Here is a 22711-nt window from a genome sequence, read left to right as displayed (position 1 = left end):
CCGACGAGGCAGCCGTGGGCGCTTTTAGGGAGCGGCCAGAGCCGCTTCGGCGCTGCACGGACGCTCCATCCGCTGGTCTCGCGCGCTGAGGGACCACACCCGCACCACGCCCGCGACCCGGCGGCCCATCATGCAGTCCGTGTCCTCGACGCCCGTCCGGGCGAACAGGGCCACGCCGACGTCGGGTCCCCGGACCTGGACGAGGACCTCCGGTGGGATTCCGGCCAGGTGGGTCTCGGGGTCCACCGGGGGCGCGGGCATCCCGGTGGTCAGCGCCGCGCGGACCTCCGGGAGGCCGGCCGTGGGCGGCAAGTGCCCCAGGACGGCCTCGAGCGCCGGGGCGAACTCGGGCGGGATGTCCCGCCTCGGCACCGGCTGCGGGGTGATCGGGGCGGCGTTCGCCGGGCACGTGATCCGCGACGGTCCCGACGACGTCCCGTAGTAGTCGAACTCGACGCGGTAGCAGGCGTCGAAGGTGTCCGGGCCGACGTTCCAGTCCGTGTCCGGTGTCTCGTGGTGGATCCGCCAGACCAGGCGGGCCATCGGGTCCCGGGGGTCGTCGTGCGGCAGGTCGGTGGCCTCCAGGACGCCGAAGCTCTCGCTGCGCCCCAGCGGCGTGGCCAGCGCGGCGCGGGCGAACCCGGCGGCGTCGGCTTGGCGCGGGTAGCCGATCGCGTCGGCCAGCGTGGTCGACTGCCGGTCCGTCTCGGCGTCGCCCTCGACCGAGGGAACGAGCCAGAAGGACGCGACCACGGCGGCGCAACCGAGCGGCACGGCAATGCGTGAAATCCTCACCGTGCCGAGGTTATCGGCGCCGGGGTGCCGGCGCCTGAGTAGTTTCCCCTGGTTCCGAGGCTCCCTGGCCCCGGCTCGGCGGGCCGGGCCGGGCCGGGGGCCGGCCGAGCCCGGTTTCTTTAGGGGTTGCCGGGAATCGGCATCGGTGATAGCGCTCCAATTCCGATGAATTCTGTTTCCATTGGCCCCCGAACTCGCGCTTTCCCCTTTTATGGAAGTGACGACCTTGACCGCGGTGCCACATGACGGACCGTAGGGCGGCGCAGTCACACGGTCGGACTAGTCTTGGTGGGCAATTTTCCGCTAGTCTTGCGAAGACAACGAACTCCGGGGGTTCATCGAAGCTTTCGCGAAGTCCCAGCAGGGCTCTGGGGAGCCCGCGGATGTGGCGCAGAGCTTGCCACGCCGCGGGAGCAGTCGCTCTGAACTGGGGTTTTGCTCTGATTCCAGCACCGTGAGACATCTCGCGCCCGGATGAATGGTGCCTTCGCCGGTCGGGCTGAAAGGAGTGCAATGAGTGACGTCTTTATCGAGCATTCCACCACTATTGTTGCTCGATTCGCCGAAGTCGTGTTGCTTTCGGGGGATCGGATCGCGCTCACGGACGGAGAACGGGAACTCACGTATGCCGCTCTCGACGACCGGTCCGATCGGCTGGCCTCGGCATTGGTCGCCGGTGGGGTGCGGCCCGGGGACGTCGTGGCCGTCGAAGCCGGTCGTGGAATCGCCACCGTCGTCGCTTTGCTTTCGGTTCTGAAAGCCGGCGGTGCCTATCTCGCGCTGGACTCGCGGTATCCGGCGCGGCACCGGGAACTCGTCCTCCGGGACGCCGGCGCCGAGGTGCTCCTCGTCCCGGACGACCGGGCGGTCGCGGGCGTGCGGGCCGTTCGCTCGGACGTCGAGCACCCCGACCTCGGCTTTCGCGGCCCCGGCGTGCACGCCGAAGACGTCGCCTACCTCGCGTACACCTCGGGTTCGACGGGCGCCCCGAAGGGCGTGTGCGTGCCGCACCGGGCCGTCTGCCGGCTGGTCGTGGACACGGACTTCCTGCCGATCGGCGCCGACGACGTCTTCCTGCACTTCGCCCCCGCCGCGTTCGACGCTTCGACGCTGGAGATCTGGGGCCCGCTGCTCAACGGCGCCCGCCTCGTGCTCGCCCCCGCGCACGACCTCTCGATCACCGAGCTGACGAAGTTCGCCGGGCGGCACGGGGTCACCGTGCTGTGGCTGACCGCGGGGCTGTTCCACCAGGCCGTCGAAACGGGGCTGGACGACCTGCGCGGCCTGCGCTACCTCATCGCCGGCGGCGACGTGCTGTCCCCGGCCCACGTGCGGCGGGCGCTGGCGGCGCTCCCGGGAACCGCCGTGGTCAACGGCTACGGGCCCACCGAAAACACCACCTTCACCTGCTGCCACCGGGTGACCGAGCCGCCGCACGACTCGGTGCCCATCGGGCGGCCGATCCGCGGCACCGGCGTGCACGTGCTCGACGAGCACCTCGCCCCGGTGCCGGACGGGACGATCGGCGAGCTGTACGCCACGGGTGCCGGCCTCGCCCACGGGTACTGGGGGAGCCCCGAGCTGACGGCCGAACGCTTCCTGCCCGACACCGTGAGCGGGGTGCCGGGGCAGCGGATGTACCGCACCGGTGACCTCGTCGAGCGCCGGCCGGACGGTGTCCTGCTCTACCACGGCCGGGCCGACCAGCAGGTCAAGATCCGGGGCTTCCGGATCGAGCTCGGTGCGGTCGAAGCCGCGCTGGCCGAGGTGCCCGGTGTCGCCGACGCGGTCGCCGTCGTCGAGGCCGGGAGCAGGCTCGTGGCCTGGGTCGTCGCCACGCCCGGCACTCGGTTGTCCACTTTGGACATCCGAAGGCAGCTCGGTGACGTCCTGCCCGCCTACGCCCTGCCCGCTCGCATCCGGCTGGCGGACGAGCTGCCGCTGACGGCGAACGGCAAGGTCGACCGGGCCGCGCTGGCGCGCGAAACGTCCTCGGACCGGCCGGAGCTGAGTGCCGAGTACCGGGCACCCGACGGCGAGGTGGCGGACGCCGTGGCGACGGTGTGGACCGACCACCTCGGCATCGACGGCATCGGCGCCGACGACGACTTCTTCGAGCTCGGCGGCCACTCGCTGCTCGGCGTGCGGGTCATCGGCGAGCTCGCCGGCCGGTTCGGCGTCGAGGTCTCGCCGATGGACTTCTACCTCGAGCCGACCCCGGCCGGTCTTGCGCAGGTCATCGAGAAAGCGCTCTCGGCATGAGGATCAGTGCCGGTCCGGTCGCTGCCGTCAATCTGTCCACTGTGGATCTTTTCGACGCCGCCTTCTTCGCCGAAGGCGACCCGCACCCGGTGTGGGCGGAGATGCGCGCGAGGGCCCCGTTGCACCGCCAGGTCCTGCCGGACGGCCGGTCCTTCCGGTCGGTCACCCGCTTCCACGACGCCTGCCGGGTGCTCGGTGACCACCGCGCGTTCACGTCGGAGCGGGGCAGCGTGCTGACCCAGCTCGGGGTCGACGACACCTCCGCCGGGCACATGCTGGTCTCGAGCGACCCGCCGCGCCACGGCGAACTGCGCCGCCCGCTCAACGCCCGGCTGTCGGCCCGCACGCTCGCCGCGTGGGACGATCGGATCCGCCGCGCCGTGCTGCGGTTCCTGGAGCCGGCGCTCGACGGCGGCGAATGGGACGTCGCCGAGCGGGCCTACGCGCTGCCGATGACGGTGGCCGGGTCGCTGCTCGGCATCCCCGAAGACGACTGGGACGAGCTCGTGCGCTGGACGGCGATGGCGGCCGCGCCGGACGACAGCCGGTTCCGGATCCGCAGCAGTGGCGCGACCCTCGCGATCGCGCACCACCAGCTGTTCGAGTACTTCGGCGCGCAGGTCAAGCTCCGCCGGGACGACGACCCGGCGCGGGCCGACCTGATCGGCCACCTGATGACCATGACGGCGGGCGGCGCGCCGCTCACCGACGAAGAGGTCGTCTACAACTGCTACAGCATCCTGCTCGGCGCGAACGCGACGACGCCGCACACAGTCTCGGGAACGCTCCTCGCGCTCGCCGAGCACGACGCCCAGCTCCGGCGCGTGCTCGACGACCCGGGCCTGGTCCCGCAGCTCGTCGAGGAAGGGCTCCGCTGGACGTCGGCGGCGAACAGCTTCCTCCGGTACGCGGTCGCCGACACCGAGCTGAGCGGCGGCCGGGTCGAGGCGGGCGAGGCCGTCGCGGTCTGGATCGGCTCGGCGAACCGGGACGAGTCCGTGTTCGCCGATCCCTACCGGTTCGACGTGACCCGCACGGAGAACCGGCACATCGCCTTCGGGCACGGGCCGCACTACTGCCTCGGTGCCACACTGGCGCGCCTGACCTTCCGGATCCTCTTCACCGAGTTCTTCCGGCGGTTCCGCACCATCGAGGTGACCGGGGCACCGCGGCACCTGGCCTCGGTGTTCATCGCGGGCCTCACCAGCCTTCCCGTCCGCACCAGGTGACCAGACCACCGAACCCCGCCGAACCCGGAGGACACCCCGTCGTGAGCTCGAACGCCGCCACCGCAGCCGGCAAACCCGGCCGCTGGCTCCTGCGCACCCCCGCCGCCACGTCGGCCGCGCGGCTCTTCTGCTTCCCGTACTCCGGCGTGGGCGCGTCGATGTTCAACGGCTGGCCCCGCTCGATCGGCGACGTCGAGGTGTGCCCGATCCAGCTGCCCGGCCGGGAGAACCGCATCCGCGAAGGGCACTACGGCACCTACGCGGAGCTGGCCGCCTCGCTGGCCGAGGCGCTGCTGCCGCACCTCGACCGGCCGTTCGCGTTCTTCGGGCACTGCGCCGGCGCGCTGCCGGCCTTCGAGACGGCCGCGCTGCTCGCCGACCGCGGCGATCCGGTGCCGGAGACGCTGTTCGTCTCCGCTCAGGTCGCCCCGCACGACTGCCCGCACGACCGGTTCCTCGACCTCGGCGACGACGAGCTTCGCAAGGAAATCGAATTCCTGACGTTGAGCCGCGGCGGGGAGGTGTACCCGCCGCTGGTCGAGCTCGGCTTGGCGATCCTGCGCGAGGACCTGGCGGCGAACCGCGACTACCGGCGCCCGGTGCCGGAGCGCACCGTACCGTTCGCGATCACCGTGCTGCACTGGTCGGAGGACCCGGAGGTGACCCAGGAGGAGCTGCGGGGCTGGAGCCACTACGCCGACCGCGTCGACTTTCCGGTCGTCGAAGGCGGTCACTACGACTTCCTGAACGCGCCGCCGCAGCTGCAAGAGCGGCTGGCCGAGCCGTTCGGGGCGACGGTGTCCCGGTGACCCGAGTGGCCGTCCCCGTCTTCCGGCTTCCCGGCTTCCGCCGGCTGCTGACCGGCCGGAGCCTGTCGTTCCTGGCGACCGCCCTGGTGCCGACCGCGTTGACGCTCGCCGTGCTCGACGCGACCGGCAACGCGGGGGACCTCGGGCTGGTGCTGGCCGCGGAGCTGGTGCCGCAGCTCGTGTTGCTGCCCGTCGGCGGCGTGCTGGCGGACCGGTTCCCGGCGCAGCGGGTGGCGTTCGCCGCCGACCTGCTGCGCGGCGTCGCCCAGCTGGGCATCGGGATCGAGCTGCTGCTGGGGTTCGTCCGGATCACCGACCTGGTCGTGCTTTCGGCGGTGACCGGCGTCGGCATCGCGTTCGGCACGCCCACGATGTCGCCCCTGGTGTCGGCGGTCGTGCCGGGGGACGCCCGGCTGGCCGCGAACGGCCACCTCGGTGTCGCCCGCGGGATCGCGCTGGTCGCCGGGCCGGGGATCGCGGGCGTCCTGGTGGTCACCGTCGGCGCGGGCTGGTCGTTCGTGGCGACCGCGGCGCTGTTCGCCGCGGCCGCCGCCACCCTCGGCGGCGTGCGCACCGAACGGCCGGACCCGGCCGCGCGGGGGACGTCGTTCTTCCGCGAGCTGGCCGACGGCTGGCGCGAGGTGCGGATCCGGTCGTGGTTCTGGACGAACCTGGTGGGACACGGCGTGTCGAACCTGGCCGCGGGTGTGCTCATGACGCTCGGCCCGCTGATCGCCGTGCGCTCGCTCGGCGGCGAGGTGAGCTGGGTGGTCATCTACCAGGCCGGGATGGCCGGCCTGGTGGTGGGCGCGCTGGCCGCGCCACGGCTGCGGTTCGGCCGGCCGCTGGTCGCGACGTCGGTGTGCGGGGCCCTGTTCGCGTTGCCGCTGCTCGCGTTCGCGGTGCCGCTGGCGCCGTGGGTCGAGGCGGTCGCCTACGGGATCGGCATGCTCGGCATCGGCACCCTGAACACGGTCTGGCAGACCACCATGCAACGGCACTTCCCGCCCACCGCCTTGGCGAGGGCGGATTCGTACGACGCGTTGCTCTCCTTCGCGGCGCGGCCGCTCGGGCTCGCGATCGCGGCCCCGATCGCCGCGCTCACCGGCGTCGCCGCACCGCTGATCGCGATGGCCGCGCTGGTCGCCGTGGTGAACCTGGCGATCATCGCGGTCCCGGAGGTGCGCTCCATCACCGGCACTCCTTCGAACGGGGGACAGGCATGACAAGCACGGCTGTAGCGGTGATCGGCGTCGCCTTCGACCTTCCGGGCTGCGCCGACTGGGAAACCTTGACCGAGGTGCTCGCCGCCGGTCGCGACGCGATGCGGCCGCTGCCGGCGCGCCGGGCCGAGCGCACAGGCGTCACCACGTCGGAAACCGACCGGGAAGGCGGCTGGGTCGACGACGTCACGGAGTTCGACCACCGTTATTTCGGCCTTTCGCGCGCCGAAGCGGAGCTGATCGACCCGCGGCAGCGGCGCATGCTGCAGCTGGCCGTGGCCGCGGTCGGCGACGCCGGGTACGCGCCGGGCGAACTCGCCGGGACGAACGCCGCGGTGCTCGTCGGCGGCTACGGCGGACCGCACCCCAGCCTCGCGGACCTGCTGACGCCGGAAGCGCGCGCCACCGGCCCGGCCGCCACTGGCAGCCTGCACGCCTACGCGGCCGGCCGCATCGCCTACCACCTCGACCTGCGCGGTGCGGCGCAGGTGCTCGACACGTCGTGTTCGTCGTTCCTCACCGCGTTGCACGAGGCACGCTGGAAGCTGGTCCGGGGAGAAAGCGACGTCGCGCTCGTCGGCGGCTACGAACTCGTCCTGGGCGAGCTGCCGCGGCGCACTCCGGGTGCCGACGGGCTCGGCGTGCTGTCCGCGTCGGACCGCTGCCGCCCGTTCGACCGTGCCGCCGATGGGACGGCCTACGGCGAGGGCGGCGGGTTCGTGGTCCTCAAGCGGCTCGACGCCGCACTTGCCGACGGCGACACCGTGCACGCGGTGGTGCGGGGCAGCGCGGTGAACCAGGACGCGCGCCGCAGCACCGGGCTGACCGTGCCGAGCCCGGCCGCGCAGGCCGAGGTCGTCGCGGCCGCACTGCGGGACGCGGCGCGGACGCCGGCGGAGATCGGCTACGTGGAAGCGCACGGGACCGGCACGAAGATCGGCGACCCGATCGAGATCGAAGGGCTCGCGGCCGCGTTCGCCCCGTACGGCCGGGGAACGCCGGTGGTGTCGTCGGTGAAGGGGTCCTTCGGGCACCTCGGCTGCATGGCCGGCTTCGCGGGCCTCGTGCGGATCCTCGCCCAGTTCCGCGCGGGCGAGATCTTCCCGACCGCGCACTTCGCGGCGCCGAACCCACTGCTGCCGGAGGCACCGGTCCGGATCGCCGCGGGTCGTGAACCCTGGCCGAACGACGGCGGGCCCCGGTGCGCGGGGATCAGCGGGTTCGGCCTCAGTGGCACGAACGTGCACGTGATCGTCGAGGAAGGGCCCGCGGTGGCGAGCCCGTCGAGCGAGACGGCCGACGAGCAACTGGTCGTGCTTTCGGCCCGCACCGCCGACGGCCTGCGGCAAGCGGCCGGCGCGCTGCGCGACCGGATCGCCGAGGACGTGTCCGGCTTCGACCTGGCTGCCGCGGCTGAGGTTCTTGGGACCGGGCGCGAGCATTTCGGGTACCGGTCGGCCTGGGTGACGTCCGATGTCAAGGACCTGATGGACCAGCTCGCCGCGGCCTGGCCGGTGCACGAGGCGGAGAGCCGGGTGCGGCCCGTCGTCGTGGTCCTCGGCGAGCCGTCTGACGTGCCGGCCCGCCGGCTTCGGGCGGCGGTCGCGGAGTTCGCCGGGTTCGCCGACGTCGTCGCGGAGGCCTCGGCTGCCGTCCCCGAGACGGAGTGGACGTCGGCCCAGCGCGGGCTGGTCTGGCTGCTCGGCGCGCACCGCGTGCTGACCGGGGCGGGGGTGCGTCCGGCTTTGGTGCTGGCGCACGGGATCGGCGCGGCTGCCGCCCGTGTGCTGCGGGGTGCGCAGTCGACGGCCGACGCGTTGAGGGCGGATTCGGCGCCTGCTTTGCCGGACCGGGCGGCGCTCGAGCGGGCCTTGGCCGGACTCGACGCCCCGTGCGTCCTCGACCTCGCCCCCGGCAGCGCGCTGTCCGCTGCGCTGCCCGGACCGGCGGCGGCCGGCCTGCTCGACGCCGTGCGCGTGCTCTACCTGGCCGGTCACGACCTCGACTGGCGAGGCCTGCGCGGGCGGCATCCGCGCCGGCGGCTCCGGTTGCCGTTGGCTCCGCTCGCTGAAGAGCACTGCTGGCCCGTGCTCGCGCCGCCTGGGGAAGCGCTTTCAGTTGCAGAGCCGGTTCCGGCCGAGCAATCCGAGGACGACGATGTTGCGGCGGTGGTGCTCGGGTTCGCGCGGGAAGTGCTCAAGGAACCCGAGCTGGGTCTCGACGACGACTTCTTCGACGTCGGCGGCAACTCCCTCAACGGCACGCAGCTGGTGGCCCGGATCAACGAGCGGTTCGGCACCGACGTCGAGGTGCTCGACCTGTTCGACCACGCCGACCTCGCTTCGTTCGCGGCGGCGGTCGGCGAGCAGGCGGACCAGTCCCTGCCCGAGCTGGCCGCGGGTTTCGGCACCGATGTCGCGGTGCTCGACCACGCCGCTCCCGAGCCGGCCGCGGTTCCGGTCGTTGCCGAGCGGAGCCCGTTGTCGGGCGAGCAGCTCGCGATCTGGGCCGGGTACCGGCTCGAGCCGGAAGCGGCCACCTACCACCTGCCCGCGGCGCTCCTGCTCGCGGCCGATGCCGATCTGCCCGCGCTGAGCGCCCTGCTCACCGGCCTCGCCGCCCGGCATCCGATGGTGCGGGCGTTCCTCGAGGACGGCCGCGACGGCACGCCCGAGCAGGTGATCGCGCCCGCGGGACCGGTGCGCCCGGTTCTCACCGAACTGGACCTGACCGCGTTCGCCGAGGGCGAGCCCGAAGCGCGCCAGGCGTTGCTGCGCGGGCTGCGCAGCCTCGTCGCCGTGCCGTTGTCGCCGTACGCCGAGCCCGGCCGCTACGAAGTCGTGCGGGCCCGGTTCGCCGACCGGACCCGGGATGTCCTGCTGTTGACGTTCCACCACCTGTTCGTCGACGGCTGGTCGTGGCGGCTGCTGTTCGACGACCTGGCCGGCACGCGAACAGCTCCCGACCGGCACTACTTCGCGCACGTCACCGATCAGTGCTCCACTTTGGACAGTCCGGAAGGGACGGACCTGGCCCGGTTCTGGCAGGACTACCTGGCCGGCAGCCGGTACGTCCCGCTCCCGGCCGACGCGTCCGCCACCGGCACCGGCCACGACGAGGTCGCCTTCGGGCTGGCCCCGGACCTGGCCGCCGGGCTGCGGGAGCTGTCCCGGCGCTCGCGCCGGACGCCGAACATGGTGCTGCTCGCCGCCTGGGCGGTGCTGCTGTGGCAGCTCACCGGTGACCCGGACGTGTGCGTCGCGGTCCCGGCCGCCGGCCGACGGCCGGAGGACGAGCCGGTGGTCGGCAACTACGCGACCACGCTGGTGGTGCGGGTGCTGGTCCGGCCGGAAGAGCCGTTCAGCGCCCTGGTCGACGCGGTCCGGACGGCGTCGCTGCGGGCCGTCGGGCACCAGGGGCTGCCCACCGACCGGCTGCGGCGGATCGCCCGCCCGGGCTCGGCCGACCCGCTGGCCGCCACGATGTTCAGCCTCTCCACCGACGTCGCACCGCTGACGCGGCTGGGCGCGGACGGCCCGGCCGTCGAACTGCTCGACGTCGGCCAGGGCGGGCAGGCGTTCCCGGTCGGGCTCGTGCTGCTGGAGTACGGCGACGAGCTGCGCGGCCGCCTGCAGTACGACACCGGCTCCTTCACAGCCGCCACCGCCCGCGAGTGGCTCGACAGCTACCTCGGGCTCCTCGGCCGGGTCGTGGCCGAGGACGCCGGGTTCCTCATCGAAGCCGTCGCCGGGACGGCGGTCGCGCGCACCGAGCCGCAGCCCGTCGTGGGCCGGCCGGGCCACGTGCCGCCGCGCACACCGATGGAGGAGCGGCTCGTTGCCCTCTGGGGCGAGCGGTTCGGCCGCATCGGGGTCCTCGACGACTTCCTCGAAGCGGGCGGGGACTCGATGACGGCGATCGCGCTGGCCTCCGCCGCGGCGGAGGCCGGGCTTTCCCTGCGGCCCAAGCACATCCTCGACCACCGGACGATCGAAGCCATCGCGCGGGTCACCACGGAATTGGACCCCGAGCCGGCCGCGGAGCACATCAGCGAGGAGGACGACTCCGACGTCGGTGCGTCGCCGGCTCAGCTGGAGTTCCTCGCCCGGCAGGTGCCCCGGCCCGACTACTGGAACCACGGCGTCGGCTACGCCCTCCGGCGCTCGGTCGGCACGGACGAGCTGGACCGGGCGCTGGAAACGCTCGCCGAGCGCCATCCCGTGCTCCGCGCGCGGCTGCGCCCGGACGGGGACGGCTGGGTGCAGACCGTGGCGCCGGAACCGCCGTCGGCGACCGAGTTCGCCCTGCGCGACGTCCCGCCGGAGCGGTGGACGGCCGCGGTGGACGACCTCGCGACCGGGCTGCACGAGACGCTGAGCCTCGCCGACGGGCCGGTCTGCCGCGCGGGCGTGTTCCGCAGGGGCGGTGACGGCCCGGACGACCTCGTGCTCGCCGTCCACCACGCGATGGTGGACCTGTACTCGTGGAACGTCCTGTCCGAGGAGCTGGCGGCACTGCTCGACGGCCGGCCGCTGCCGCCGCCGGGCCCGGACTTCCTGAGCTGGACGCGGCGGCTGGCCCGCACGGTCCGGGAGGAGCCGGACCGGCTGGACGCCGGCTACTGGCTGGACCGGTCGTGGAGCGCGCAGCTGAGTCCCTTGCCGGCCGGCGGTTTCGGCGTCGAAGCGACGACCCGGGAGCTGGACAGCGAGTACCCGCTCGCCGCGGTCACCGCCGGCGTCACGCGGTACGAGCAGCTGCTGGCCGGGCTCGGCACCGCGCTGCAGCACTGGCTCGGCGTGCGCGGCGGCGAGGTCGCGATCCAGCTGGTCGGGCACGGCCGGGAGGACCTCGCGGGCGACGTCGACCTCGGGCGGACCGTCGGCTACTTCAACGCGACCCACCCCTTCGCGCTGAGCCTGCCCGGCCGCCGCCCGGCCGGGGCCCACACGGCCGCGGTCGCGGCGGAGCTGCGTTCGGTGCCGCGCGGCGGCTTCGACTTCGAGCCCGCGCTGCGGCTGCACCCCGACCCGGGAGTCCGTGGCCGGCTGGCTGCGATTCCCGCACCGGCCCTGCTCTTCTCGTTCTGGGGCGCCCCGGCGTTCCTCGCGACGGGCCGGGACGATCCGGCCGCGACGCTCGGTGCCGTGCGCACCGACCTCGTCGGCCGGGACCGTCCGCACGACATGCCCCGCCCCTGCGGCCTGGAGGTCTACCCGAGCGTGGCCGGCGACCGCCTCCGCGTGCGGTGGCGCTACAGCGGCGACCTGCTGGCCGAGGACTCGGTCCGGCAGCTCGCCGAGCACTTCGGGGCGGCGCTCGAGCGCCTGTCCCCGTCCGGAGAAAACGAAGGAGTCGAAAACCCGTGAAGAGAACACCGAGCAAGCCACTGGTCGTCCTGACGGCCGCGGCGACCCTGCTTTCGCTCGCTGCGGCGAGCGCGGCGAGTCCTGCGGGGGCCGGGGGCCGGTCACTGGCCGACCGGATGGCCGAGGAGGTGACCGGCGCGAACGCGTGGCACCACCTGGCCACACTGGCCGACCTCACCGCGGCCAACGGCGGGCACCGGGTCTCCGGGTCCCCGGGGTACGAGGCCTCGGCGGACTACCTGACCAAGACGCTGAAGCGCGCCGGGTACGTGGTCCAGCGCCAGCAGTTCAGCTTCCCCGACTACCGGATCGACGCCGAGACGGCCGCGGAGACCGCACCGCAGTCCCGGACGCTGCACCCGCAGATCGCCCGGTTCACGGTGTCCACCCCGGACGGCGGGCTCACCGCGACGGCGGCCGTTCCGTCCGGAAAGGACACCGGCTGCACGGCGGACGACTACGCCGGCACCGACGTCCGGGGCAAGATCGTCCTGGTCCGCGTCGGCGACTGCTTCATCACCCAGAAGCAGCTCGTGGCCGCGGCGGCGGGCGCGTCGGCGATGCTGATGAACGCCGACTCGCCCAACCCGGACCTCAACCTGCGCTACCGCATGGTGCCGCCGGAGGACGCCCGCATCCCCACCGCCACCCTGCCCCGCGGCGAAGCCGAGCAGCTCGTGGCGGACGTTGCGGCCGCGCCGGTGACGCTGCACATCGACCTGCGCGGCGGCGGGATCACCACCACCACGTACAACCTCATCGCGGACACGCCGACCGGCCGCGCGGACAACACCGTCGTGATGGGCGCGCACCTCGACAGCGTCGACACCGCGCCGGGGATCAACGACAACGGCGCGGCGGCGGCGATGCTGCTGGAGACCGCGCTGCGCCTGGCCCCGCACGCGGCCGAGGTGCGCAACCGGGTCCGGTTCGCCTGGTGGTCGGCCGAGGAGAAGGGGCTCGCGGGCTCGCAGTACTACGTCGACCAGCTGACCACGCAGCAGCGCAGCCAGACCGCGTTGTACCTGAACCTCGAGATGATCGGGTCCCCGAACTTCGCCCGCCAGGTCTACAACGGACAGACCGCGACCGGGCCCGCACCCGCCGGGTCCGAGCAGATTTCGCGGCTGGTGAACGGTTTCTTCGCCGACCGGAACCTGCCGACGGTCGGGCTGCAGCTCGACGGCCGGTCCGACCACAGCGCGTTCGTCAACGCCGGCATCGCCGCCGGCGGGGTGAACGCCGGTGCCGACACGATCAAGTCCGCGGAGTGGGTGAAGCTCTTCGGCGGCACCGAAGGGGAGATGCTCGACCACTGCTACCACCAGGCGTGCGACACCCTGGACAACGTCAACAAGACCATCTTCGACCAGAACGGCCGCTCGATGGCGTGGGCGATCGGCCGGTTCGCGGTGAGCACCGCCGATGTCAACGGCGTGGGCTGAGCCCTCGCCGGGAGACCCGGGCCCCGGCACGTCCGCGGGGCCCGGCATCCCGGCCGGCAACGGACTTCCGGGGCTGGGGATCGTCGCGCTCGGCCAGGCGCTGGGCACCCCCGGCGACCCCGCCGGCCTGCCCGGCGCCGACGGCGCCAAGCTGCGGAACTGGGGGTACCGGCGGCTGCACCGCGCCGAACCCGGGGTGGGCCTGACGGACCTGGCCGTCCAGGCGGGCGAGGCCGCGCTCCGGCGGGCCGGCGTGGCCGCCGCGGAGGTGGACCTCGTCGTCCTGGCCATCACGGACATCGCCGAGTACCTGTACTGGGACCCCGCCGCGGCGGTGCAGCACCGGCTCGGCGCGGACCGCGCCGAAGCCGTGCTGCTGACCCAGGCCTGCGGTGGCGGGGTGACCGCCTTCGACACCGTGGCCGGGCGGTTCGCCACCCACCCCGGCTACCGCACCGCGCTGGTCGCGGCGGCGAACCGGATCGTCGAGCCCTACTGGGACCGCGTCGAAACGGGAGCGTCGCTCGGCTCGGACGGCGCGGCCGCGGCGGTGCTGCGCCGCGACCACCCGGACGGCCGGTGGCTGGTGACCGAGACGATCAGCGACGGCCGGTACGCCGGCTTCATGCGGATGGAGGCGGGCGGCGCGGCCGCGCCGTTCACCGGGACGGACCCGGTGGGCCTCGCGCCGATGGCCGAGCGCATGGACCGGTTCTTCGACGGCGACGGCCGGGCCGCACTGGCCTTCGCCGACGCGCTCGGCGCGCGGACCCGCGAGGTGCTCCAGCGGGCCTGCGACCGCGCCGGGATCCCGGTCGGCGCGCTGGAACGTGTGCTCTACCTGCACGACACGCTGCCCGCCTTCGAAGCGCTGGCCAAGGAGCTGGGGGTCCCGCTCGACCGCACCAACTTCGAGCAGGCCCTGGCGCACGGCCACTGCGGCCCGGCGGACCAGCTGATCAGCCTGGAGCGGCTGCTGTCCGGCGGGGAGCTCGTCCCCGGCGACGTGGTCGCCCTGCTGAGCACGGGCAGCGGCATGCACTGGGCGTGCACGCTGCTGCGGATCTGAACCCGTTCCCGAGCGAGGACAAGGATGACCGTGGAAGAACTGCTCGCCCGAGTGCGCCGCCTGGCCGAGCCGGGCGCCGCACCCGATCCCGGCCTGCCGGGGCTGCTGACCCGGACCGGCGACGTCGCCCGGGTCCGCGAAGCGGCCCGGCTGCTGGCCGGCACCGACCCGGCGCTGCTGCTGCCGGCCGGACGCACGCCGCGTGCGCTCCGGGTCGCGGTCGCGGCCTCCTTCACCGCGGACGGCGTCGTGCCGCTGCTGAAGGTCGCCCTGCTCGCGGCGGGCGTCGACGCCCGGATCGAGCTCACGCCGCCGGACCGGCTGCTCCTGCAGCTGGAAGCCGGCGACTCCGCGCTCGCCCGCTTCGCCCCCGATCTCACGCTGTGCCTCACCGACGAGCGGCTGTTCCTCCCGGACGAGTCCAGCCCGGAGGACCTGGACGACACCCGGACGCAGACCCGGGACCGCCTGGCCCGCTTCGCCGACGCCGTCCGGACGTTCGCCCGGCACGGCACCGGCCGGGTCCTCGTCCACACCGTGCCGCTGCCGGCCGGGCGGCCGAGAACCCTCATCGCGCACCGGGACCGCGCGACGCTCGGCCGGCTCTGGCGGGAGCTGAACCTCGGCCTGCTGGACCTGGCCGAGCCGGGCGGCCGCGTCGACGTGCTCGACCTGGAGACGCTGCTGGCGAGCGCGCCGGTGCCGCTGCGTGACGAGCGGCTGCACCGCTTCGCCGGCATGGCGTGGTCGCCGGCGCTCGAATGGTTCTACGCCAGGGAAGCCGCGGGATACGCCCGGGCGGTCGCCGGGACGTCGCGCAAATGCCTCGTGCTGGATCTCGACAACACCGTGTGGGGCGGGGTGCTCGGCGACGACGGCCCGGAGAACATCGAGGTCGGCCCGTTGTACCCGGGCAACGCCTTCGCCGCGGTGCAACGGGCCGCGCTTTCCCTGCGGCGCCAGGGAATCCTGCTGGCCGTCGCCAGCAAGAACGACCCGGACCTGGTGGAGCGGGTCTTCGCCGAGCACCCCGCGCTGCTCCTGCGGCGCGGCGACTTCGTGGCCGTCAAGGCGGGCTGGGACGCCAAGGACGGCAGCCTCGCGGAGATCGCGGCCGAGCTGAACCTCGGGCTCGACAGCTTCGTCTTCGCGGACGACTCGCCGTTCGAGTGCGAGCTGGTCCGCGGCGCGCTGCCGGAGGTGGCGGTGGTCCGGCTGGACGGCGATCCGGCGGACCACGTCGGCACCCTGCTGGCCGGCGGGCACTTCGACGTGCTCGCGACGACCGACACGGACAAGCGGCGCACCGAGCTCTACCAGGCGCGGGAGCAACGGCACCGCTGGCAGGAGAGCCGTCCGTCCACAGAGGACTACCTGGCCGGCCTGGAGCTGGTGGTGCGCGTGCGGCCGGCCGACGAGTACCAGCTGCTGCGCGTCGTGCAGCTGGGTGCCCGCACCAACCAGTTCACCTTCACCGGCCACGCGCACTCCGAGCAGCGGACCCGGGAGCTCGCCGCGGCACCGGACGGGCTCGTGCTCGCCTTCGAAGTCGCGGACCGCTTCGGCGACGAAGGGGTCGTCGGCGCGGTGTGGGTCGCCGCGGGCGAAGGGCGCTGGCTGATCGAGAACATGGTGATGAGCTGCCGCGTCTTCGCGCGCGGGATCGAGTTCGCCGTGCTGCAGACCGTCGCCGACCTGGCCACGGCCGCCGGCGCGGACCGGCTCGAAGCCGAGTTCCGCCCGACCGGCCGCAACGGGCCGGCGGAGAAGTTCCTCACCGACGCCGGGTTCACGCCGGGCGCCCGGCCGTCCTTGTCCCTGCCGCGGGAGCGCCCGCTCGCGCCCCCGTGGCTCACGCTGCACTTCGAAGAACGGACCACCGCTCATGCCTGAAACCGTCCTGGACGTCGCCCCCGAACTGGCCCGGCTGGTCGCCACGGTGACCGACGTGCCGTCCGCCGAGATCACGCCGGAGCGCCGCTTCGCCGAGCTGCCGGGCTGGAGCAGCCACACCGCCCTGCGCCTGTTCACCGCGGTGGAGGACGCCTTCGGGGTCCGGCTCGTCCTCAAGACCTACCTGGCCACCGAATCGGTGGGTGCGCTCGCCGAGCTCACCGCCGCCGCCCGTCCCGGTCCGATCCGATGACCGCGGGCCCGACCGAAGGAGCACCCATGTCCGGCTCGCTGCGCCGGTTCCCGACCGGAGCGCACGCGTTCGCGGCGGCTGCCGCGGACGCCGGCGACCGTCCCGCGCTGCGGCAGGGCGCCGAGGTGCTCGGCTACCCGGAGCTGGCCGGTGCCGCGGGTGCCGCCGCGGACTGGCTGCGCGCGCAGGGGGTCGGCCGCGGCGACGTCGTCGCCACCCTGCTCGACCGGTCCCACCGCTCGATGATCGCCGTGCTCGCGGCCTGGGCGGTCGGCGCGGCGTACGTGCACATCGAGACGACCGACCCGGACCCGCGGATCGCCTCGCTGCTGGCCACGACCGGCGCGCGGGCGGTCTTCACCGACGACCGCAACCGCGGCCGGCTGCCCGCCGGAGCGCCCCCGGCCGCCGTCGTCGACGAGACCGCGTCGGCGCCCTACCGCGTCGCGCCCGGGGTGGCCCCCGAGGACGTCGCCTACCTGGTCTGCACCTCCGGGTCCACGGGGGTGCCGAAGGCGGTCGTCGTCAGCCACCGGGCGGTGCTCAACTACACCGCGGCCTTCTTCGAGCGGGTGGCCGCCACCGGCCTCGCGAGCTTCGGCCTCACCACGACGTTCGCGGCCGACCTCGGCAAGGTGTCGGTCTACGGCGCGCTGCTTTCGGGCGCCCGGCTGGACGTCTACAGCCGCGACACCACGCTCGACCCGCGTGCGCTCGCCGCCGACCTCCGGGACCACCCGGCCGACTGCCTCACCTACACCCCGTCCCAGCTGGAGGCGCTGGCCGCCGAGGGTGACCTGGCCGCACTGCTGCCCACTCGCTTGCTCGTCGTGGCGGGGGAGGCCTTCCCGCCCCGGCTGGCCCGCGCGATCTTCGCCGTCCGGCCCGGCCTGGAGGTGCAGAACGGTTACGGGCCTTCGGAAGCGACGATCCTCGCAACGGCGCACCGGGTCCGGCCCGACGACGCCGACCTGCCCCGGGTCCCGGTCGGCACGCCGCTGGCGGGCGTGCGGGCACGGGTGCTCGATGGAGACGGCCGCCCGGTCACGCCCGGCGAGGCGGGCGTGCTGTACCTCGGCGGCGACTGCCTCGCCGACGGCTACCTCGGCGAACCGGAGCTGACCGCGGCGAAGTTCGTCGAGCTGGGCGACGGGACGTTCTACTGCACCGACGACGTCGTCATCGCCGGCCCCGGCGGCGAACTCGACTACCTCGGCCGGGCGGACCGCCAGCTCAAGGTCCGCGGGAACCGCGTCGAGCCGGGCGAGGTCGAGGCCGCGCTGCTGGCCAGGCCCGGCATCCGCCAAGCCGTGGTGACCGGTGAGGAGCCGGCGGCCGGTGGTCCGGTGGAGCTCGTCGCCTACGTCACCGGAACCGGCGAGCCGGCCGAACTGAGCCGGGCGCTGCGGGAGGTCCTGCCGTCCGCGCTCGTGCCCAGCCGGGTGCACTTCGTCGCCGCGATCCCGGTGAACCTCAACGGCAAGACCGACTTCGCCGCGTTGCGGAGCGCGGCCGTCCGGGCGACCGACATCGAGCGCGAACCCGCGCGGTCGGCCACCGAACGGCTGGTGCTGGACGTCTGGGCGGACGTGCTCGGCCGGCCGGGAATCGGCCGTGCGGACCGGTTCCTGGAGATCGGCGGCGACTCCTTCAAGGCGCTGACCGTCTTCGCCCGCCTGCGGAAGTCCTACCCGGACCTGGTGATCACGCAGCTCTACCAGCACGCCACGGCCGCCGAGCTGGCCGCCGCGCTCGACGGCGGGGCCGTCCCCGCGGCCGAGCCCGCCGTCAGCGTCGTCGAACTCTGAACCGGAGGAACCGACCCATGGACTACGTGATCGTGGTCGACGCCGAAGACCGCCATTCCCTGCTGCCGGAATCGACGCCGGTGCCGGCGGGGTGGCGCGCGGCCGCCGTCCGCGGCAGCAGGCAGGACTGCCTCGACCGGATTTCCGAGGTGTGGACCGACATCCGCCCGGCAAGCATCCGGCGCGAGCGGGAATCGGAGCGGACGTGAACCGGCAGCGGCTGTGCCCCGAGCTGTGGCAGCTGGGGGAGACCGAGCCGGCCGGGGCGGCGCGCACGTTCGTGTTCGCTCCCTTCGGCGGCGGCAGTGCCTACGCCGTCGCCGAGTGGGCCGGGGACCTGGTGCGGCCGGGGGAAGCCGCGGTCGCCGTCCAGTACCCGGGCCGCGGGCCGCGTCACCTCGAACCGCACGCCACCGAGCTGCCCCGGCTGGCCGCGCAGTGCGCCGCGGCGATCCACGCCTGCTGCCCGGGTCCCCTCGTCGTCGTCGGGCACAGCCTGGGCGGGGTCGTCGGCTACGAGATCGCGCTCGCGCTCGAGGAGCTCGGTGCGGACGTGGAGCTGCTGGCCGCGTCCGCGGCCCGGGCCCCGGACGACCAGCGGCTCGACGCCGGCACGGTGCTTGCGATGAGCCGGGACGAGTGGCTCGCCGAGGTCGCCTCGGGCGGGCACGTCGACGTGTCGGACGCGGAGCTGGCCGGCGTCGCGGACCTGATGATCCCGGTGCTGCGCGCGGACTACCTGCTGCTCGCCCGCTACGCCCCGGCCGGGCGGCGCGCGATCCGGGCCGGGCTGCTGGCGCTCGGCGGCCGGGACGACCCGTGGGTCACCCCGGCGCACCTGGCCGGCTGGGGCCGGTGGACCACCGGCCCGTTCGGCTCCCGCGTGTTCGACGGGGGCCACTTCTACTACCGCGACCGGCTCGAGGCGTTCGGCCGGGCGATCCGTGAACGGCTGACACCGGCGCGCGCCGCCGCCGGTCTGGAGGTGACCCGATGAAACCCACCTTGGTGGTCGTGTACGACGACGGCGCGGCCCACCCCGGCGACATCGCCGTCGGCCTGGGGGACTGGGCCCGCTGCGTCTTCGTCGTGCCCCCGAACGCGCACACCCGCGAGATGGAACCGCTGCTCGCCCGGATCGGCACGGTCGTCGTCGCCGAGCGGGCGGCCGACGTCGCCGCCGAACTGGCGCGGTACCGGCCCGGCGGGATCGTCACCTACGCCGAGCGCGGCCTCGGTATGGCGGCGGAGCTGGCCGTGCTCCTGGGCCTGCCCTTCCACGACGAGGCGACGTTGCTGCGCCTGACGGACAAGTGGCACCAGCGGGCGGCCCTGCGGGCGGCCGGCGTGGACGCGGTGCGGTGCCGCCGCATCGAGACCGAGGCCGACTGGCCGGCCGCGGTCGCCGAGACCGGGCTGCCGGCGGTGCTGAAGCCGGCGAACGGCGGCGGCAGCCGCAACACCTTCCCCGTCCCGGACGAGGAAACCGGCAGGCGGCTCGTCCGGCAGCTGCTCGGCGAGTCCGCGCCCGGGCTGGTCGACGGCGGCACGCTCGTGCTGGAGGAGTACCTGCCCGGGCGGGACTGCGGGCCGTTCGGCGACTACGTGTCGGTCGACAGCGTCGTCCAGGACGGCGAGATCGCCGACCTGTCGGTGACCGGCAAGTTCCCGATGGTCACGCCGTTCCGGGAGACCGGGCGGTTCTGGCCGTCGCCGCTCGATCCCGAGGAGACGGCCGCCGTGCGGGAGCTGGCCGGGGCGGCGGTCGCCGCGGTCGGCGTCCGGACGGGGCTCACCCACACCGAGGTCAAGCTGACCCCGGACGGGCCGCGGCTGATCGAGGTCAACGGCCGGCTCGGCGGCGGCATCAACGAACTGGCCGGCCGGGGCTTCGGGCTCAGCCTGGTCGAGGTCGCCGGGCGGATCGCGCTCGGCGAGCGGGTCGAGGTGCCCGACTTCTACGCCGGGCGCGCGTACTTCCAGCTGTGCCACCCGGCGCCGCGCCGGGCGGTGACGGTGGCCGGGATCGAGGGAGCCGACGTCGTGCGGGACCTCCCGGGCGTGACGCTGTACCGGCCGTACGCCCGGCCCGGCACGCCGTACCCCGGCGGGGTGCAGACGCTGGAGCTGGACATCGTGATGGGCGAGACGGCGGACGTGACCGGGCTGGGACCGGTGATCGCGAAGGTGGATTCGACGCTGCGGTACCGGTTCGAGTTCGCGGACGGGGACCGGCACACCGTGCCGGCGACGGAACTGGGGGAGTGGTGAAGGCGGAAGGGAAGAACGTGGCCGACGCGGAGACGGTGCTGGCGGAGATCTGGGAGCGGATCCTGCGGGTGGAGAAGGTGGGGCCGGACGACGACTTCTTCTCGCTCGGCGGCGATTCCCTGCTCGCGCTCAAGGTGATCGGCGAGGCCGAGCAGGTGGGGCTGGGGCTGTCCCTGATCGACCTGTTCCGGAACCCGACGCCGCGGGGCGCGTGCACGGCCCTGCGGACGCCCGAAGCGGGCGACGGCCCGGCCGCGGACCTGCTTTCGCCGCTCGACCGGGCCCGGGTCCCCGACGGCGTCGAGGACGTCTACCCGGCGGCCCGGCTGCAGCTGGGGCTCATCTTCGAGGGGCTGGTCAGCCAGGGGACGGCGTACCTGGACGTCGTGGCGCGGACCGTGACCCGGCCGCTGGACCCGGCGGTGCTGACCGCCGCGCTGGCCCGCCTGTCCGCCCGGCACCCGGTGCTGCGGACCCGGTTCGACCTGACGACGTTCAGCGAGCCGATGCAGGTCGTCGAAGCCGAGGCGGCGATCCCGCTCGCCGTCTCCGACTGGACCGGCCTCGCCGAGTCGGCGCGCGCGGAGCGGTACGAAGAGGTCATGGCCGAGCTCGCGCGCCCGTTCGACGTCGAGCGGCCGCCGTTGCTGAGGGTGCACGCGGCGGCCGGCGCGGACTCCTTCGTCCTGGCGTATGCGTTCCACCACGCGATCTTCGACGGCTGGAGCGAGGCGGTGTTCTTCAACGAGCTGGTGCGCACCTACGCCGGCCTCCTCGACGGGGTGGTCCCGGAGCTGCCCGCCCCAGCCCCGTACCGCGAGTTCGTCCGGCTGGAACGGGAGGCGGCGGCCGATCCCGAGGCGGTCCGGTTCGCCGAAGGGCTGCGGGACACACTGCCGCCGTCACCGGCCCCGAGCGACGCGCCGCCGGTGCACCGCAAGGTGAGCGCCCGGATTTCCCCGGCGGACAGCGCCCGGCTCGAGGAGCTGTCGGTGGACTGGGGAGTGCCGTTGAAGAGCCTGCTGCTGGCCGCGAACTGCGCGGCGGTCGGCGTTGTCCGGCGTACCGAGGACCCGGTGGTGGGCCTGCTCCTCAACGGCCGTCCCGAGCAGACGGGCGCGGACGTGACGCTCGGGCTGTTCCTCAACCAGCTCCCGGTCCGCCCCGGCGTCCCGCACGGCGACTGGCGAGCGGCGGCCCGCCGGTGCCTCGCCGCGGAGAACGAGCTGCTGGCCCACCGCCGCTTCCCGCATTCGGCGGTGCGCAAGCTGCTGGCGGGCGACCCGTTCGAGGTGATGTTCAACTACGTCCACTTCCACCCGCGCGACGAGCTGCTGGCGGCCGGCCTGATCACCGAAGAGGAGGACATGCGCGACCACACGAGCCTCCCGATCCGGGTGGAGGCCCTGAACGACCAGGGGTTGAGCGTGCACGTAACGGCCGACACGAGCCGCTTCGGCACGGGCTTCCCGGAGCAGCTGCTGGCCGAGCTGGTCCGGTCGATCACCGAGCTGGCCTCGACGACCCCCTGAGCCGTCCGTGGTGCGGCCGGTCCCGCCCAGCGGGCCCGGCGCACTCGTCGGCCGACTTGCGGCAGACGTGGACCGGGCGCCGCTCCTGCAGGTGTATTGCAGGCGGCCTGCAGGCCGGACCGCTTAGAAAGGTGGGCACCGATTCCGGCCGGAAAGGCGACCGGATCCTCACCGATGGAGACACCATGCCGGACAACGACGATCTCGTGGTGCGTCTGGTGCACGATGCGGTGCGCGGCAACCCGTCCAGCTGGCAGGAAATCGTGCGGCGCTACACCCCGCTGGTGCGGTCGGTGTGCCGCCGGCACGGCTTGGCCGCCGCGGATACCGACGACGTGGCCGGCGTGGTCTGGCTGCGGCTGGTGACCCACCTGGCCGACCTGCGCACGCCCGCCGCACTGCCCGGCTGGCTGTCCGTCACCACCCGGCGGGAATGCCTCGCCCTGCTGCGCCACCACACTCGTCAGACCTGCCACGACGAATGGGACATCGCCGACACCCGACCGCAGCCCGATGCGCGGCTTCTGCAGCTGGAGCGGCGAACCGCACTGCAGCAAGCCATCGCGACGCTGCCGGACCGGGATCGGCACCTGCTGTCGATGCTCTTCTGCGACCCGCCCACCCCCTACGCCCGGATCAGCACGACGCTTCGCATACCCGTCGGCGCCATCGGACCGACCCGGCAACGCTGCCTGGCCCGCCTTCGCCGCAACCCCGCCATCACCGCGCTGCTCACCACAGCCGCCGCATAGG

The 22711-nt window shown here is 73.9% G+C and carries 16 protein-coding genes; 15 read left to right on the top strand and 1 reads right to left on the bottom strand.

Annotated features, from left to right (window positions below; genetic code table 11):
• Nucleotides 1–24: 24 nt before the first annotated feature.
• Nucleotides 25–795: a hypothetical protein gene (locus QSK39_RS46735; protein ID WP_285484277.1), complete on the bottom strand. Its 771-nt coding sequence runs from the start codon at nt 793–795 to the stop codon at nt 25–27.
• A gap of 513 nt (nt 796–1308) precedes the next feature.
• Here QSK39_RS46735 and QSK39_RS46730 point away from each other — a divergent pair.
• The 15 genes from QSK39_RS46730 to QSK39_RS46660 all read left to right on the top strand — a co-directional run bounded on the left by QSK39_RS46730 (nt 1309) and on the right by QSK39_RS46660 (nt 22710).
• A complete protein-coding gene (locus tag QSK39_RS46730; protein ID WP_285484276.1) occupies nt 1309–3057 on the top strand; it encodes a non-ribosomal peptide synthetase in 1749 nt (582 codons plus the stop codon).
• Nucleotides 3058–3098: 41 nt separating this feature from the next.
• Entirely contained in the window at nt 3099–4286 is a 1188-nt protein-coding gene (locus QSK39_RS46725; protein WP_285484275.1) for a cytochrome P450, read from the top strand.
• 41 nt (nt 4287–4327) lie between these two features.
• Complete coding sequence (locus tag QSK39_RS46720; protein WP_285484274.1) at nt 4328–5095, top strand: thioesterase II family protein; 768 nt, start codon at nt 4328–4330, stop codon at nt 5093–5095.
• Complete coding sequence (locus QSK39_RS46715) at nt 5092–6321, top strand: MFS transporter (RefSeq protein ID WP_285484273.1); 1230 nt, start codon at nt 5092–5094, stop codon at nt 6319–6321. Before QSK39_RS46720 ends, QSK39_RS46715 begins: the two co-directional genes overlap by 4 nt.
• A complete protein-coding gene (locus tag QSK39_RS46710; RefSeq protein ID WP_285484272.1) occupies nt 6318–11687 on the top strand; it encodes a condensation domain-containing protein in 5370 nt (1789 codons plus the stop codon). Before QSK39_RS46715 ends, QSK39_RS46710 begins: the two co-directional genes overlap by 4 nt.
• The gene (locus QSK39_RS46705; RefSeq protein ID WP_285484271.1) at nt 11684–13132 is read left to right on the top strand and encodes a M28 family peptidase; all 1449 of its coding nucleotides are present in this window, start codon (nt 11684–11686) and stop codon (nt 13130–13132) included. Before QSK39_RS46710 ends, QSK39_RS46705 begins: the two co-directional genes overlap by 4 nt.
• Nucleotides 13113–14201, top strand: a complete 1089-nt coding sequence (locus tag QSK39_RS46700; protein WP_285484270.1) for a 3-oxoacyl-ACP synthase III family protein — start codon at nt 13113–13115, stop codon at nt 14199–14201. The genes QSK39_RS46705 and QSK39_RS46700 overlap by 20 nt, the downstream gene beginning before the upstream one ends.
• Nucleotides 14202–14225: 24 nt before the next feature.
• Nucleotides 14226–16094 carry an HAD-IIIC family phosphatase gene (locus tag QSK39_RS46695; RefSeq protein ID WP_285484269.1) on the top strand — a complete coding sequence of 623 codons (1869 nt, stop codon included), beginning with the start codon at nt 14226–14228 and terminating at the stop codon, nt 16092–16094.
• Nucleotides 16087–16347 (top strand): acyl carrier protein, encoded by a 261-nt coding sequence (locus tag QSK39_RS46690; RefSeq protein WP_285484268.1) that lies wholly within the window; start codon nt 16087–16089, stop codon nt 16345–16347. The genes QSK39_RS46695 and QSK39_RS46690 overlap by 8 nt, the downstream gene beginning before the upstream one ends.
• A 26-nt stretch (nt 16348–16373) precedes the next feature.
• Nucleotides 16374–18155 (top strand): non-ribosomal peptide synthetase, encoded by a 1782-nt coding sequence (locus QSK39_RS46685; protein ID WP_285484267.1) that lies wholly within the window; start codon nt 16374–16376, stop codon nt 18153–18155.
• Between the two features lie 17 nt (nt 18156–18172).
• A complete protein-coding gene (locus QSK39_RS46680; RefSeq protein ID WP_285484266.1) occupies nt 18173–18364 on the top strand; it encodes an MbtH family protein in 192 nt (63 codons plus the stop codon).
• Nucleotides 18361–19152, top strand: coding sequence for a thioesterase II family protein (locus tag QSK39_RS46675; protein WP_285484265.1), 792 nt, complete (start codon nt 18361–18363; stop codon nt 19150–19152). The genes QSK39_RS46680 and QSK39_RS46675 overlap by 4 nt, the downstream gene beginning before the upstream one ends.
• Entirely contained in the window at nt 19149–20426 is a 1278-nt protein-coding gene (locus QSK39_RS46670; RefSeq protein WP_285484264.1) for an ATP-grasp domain-containing protein, read from the top strand. The genes QSK39_RS46675 and QSK39_RS46670 overlap by 4 nt, the downstream gene beginning before the upstream one ends.
• Complete coding sequence (locus QSK39_RS46665) at nt 20423–21958, top strand: condensation domain-containing protein (protein WP_285484263.1); 1536 nt, start codon at nt 20423–20425, stop codon at nt 21956–21958. Before QSK39_RS46670 ends, QSK39_RS46665 begins: the two co-directional genes overlap by 4 nt.
• 185 nt (nt 21959–22143) lie before the next feature.
• Complete coding sequence (locus QSK39_RS46660; protein ID WP_285484262.1) at nt 22144–22710, top strand: RNA polymerase sigma factor; 567 nt, start codon at nt 22144–22146, stop codon at nt 22708–22710.
• Nucleotide 22711 lies beyond the last annotated feature (1 nt).

Source organism: Amycolatopsis sp. NBRC 101858, from assembly GCF_030269325.1.
Classification (GTDB): domain Bacteria; phylum Actinomycetota; class Actinomycetes; order Mycobacteriales; family Pseudonocardiaceae; genus Amycolatopsis; species Amycolatopsis ponsaeliensis.
The sequence above is the reverse complement of the archived record's forward strand: the minus strand, read 5'-3'. Positions and strand labels throughout refer to the sequence as shown.

Bases quoted from the DNA above. Each gene is read 5' to 3' on its own strand.
- QSK39_RS46670 (WP_285484264.1), top strand. From the start codon at position 19,149: ATGAAACCCACCTTGGTGGTCGTGTACGACGACGGCGCGGCCCACCCC.
- QSK39_RS46660 (WP_285484262.1), top strand. From the start codon at position 22,144: ATGCCGGACAACGACGATCTCGTGGTGCGTCTGGTGCACGATGCGGTG.
- QSK39_RS46685 (WP_285484267.1), top strand. From the start codon at position 16,374: ATGTCCGGCTCGCTGCGCCGGTTCCCGACCGGAGCGCACGCGTTCGCG.
- QSK39_RS46680 (WP_285484266.1), top strand. From the start codon at position 18,173: ATGGACTACGTGATCGTGGTCGACGCCGAAGACCGCCATTCCCTGCTG.
- QSK39_RS46700 (WP_285484270.1), top strand. From the start codon at position 13,113: ATGTCAACGGCGTGGGCTGAGCCCTCGCCGGGAGACCCGGGCCCCGGC.
- QSK39_RS46690 (WP_285484268.1), top strand. From the start codon at position 16,087: ATGCCTGAAACCGTCCTGGACGTCGCCCCCGAACTGGCCCGGCTGGTC.
- QSK39_RS46730 (WP_285484276.1), top strand. From the start codon at position 1,309: ATGAGTGACGTCTTTATCGAGCATTCCACCACTATTGTTGCTCGATTC.
- QSK39_RS46695 (WP_285484269.1), top strand. From the start codon at position 14,226: ATGACCGTGGAAGAACTGCTCGCCCGAGTGCGCCGCCTGGCCGAGCCG.
- QSK39_RS46710 (WP_285484272.1), top strand. From the start codon at position 6,318: ATGACAAGCACGGCTGTAGCGGTGATCGGCGTCGCCTTCGACCTTCCG.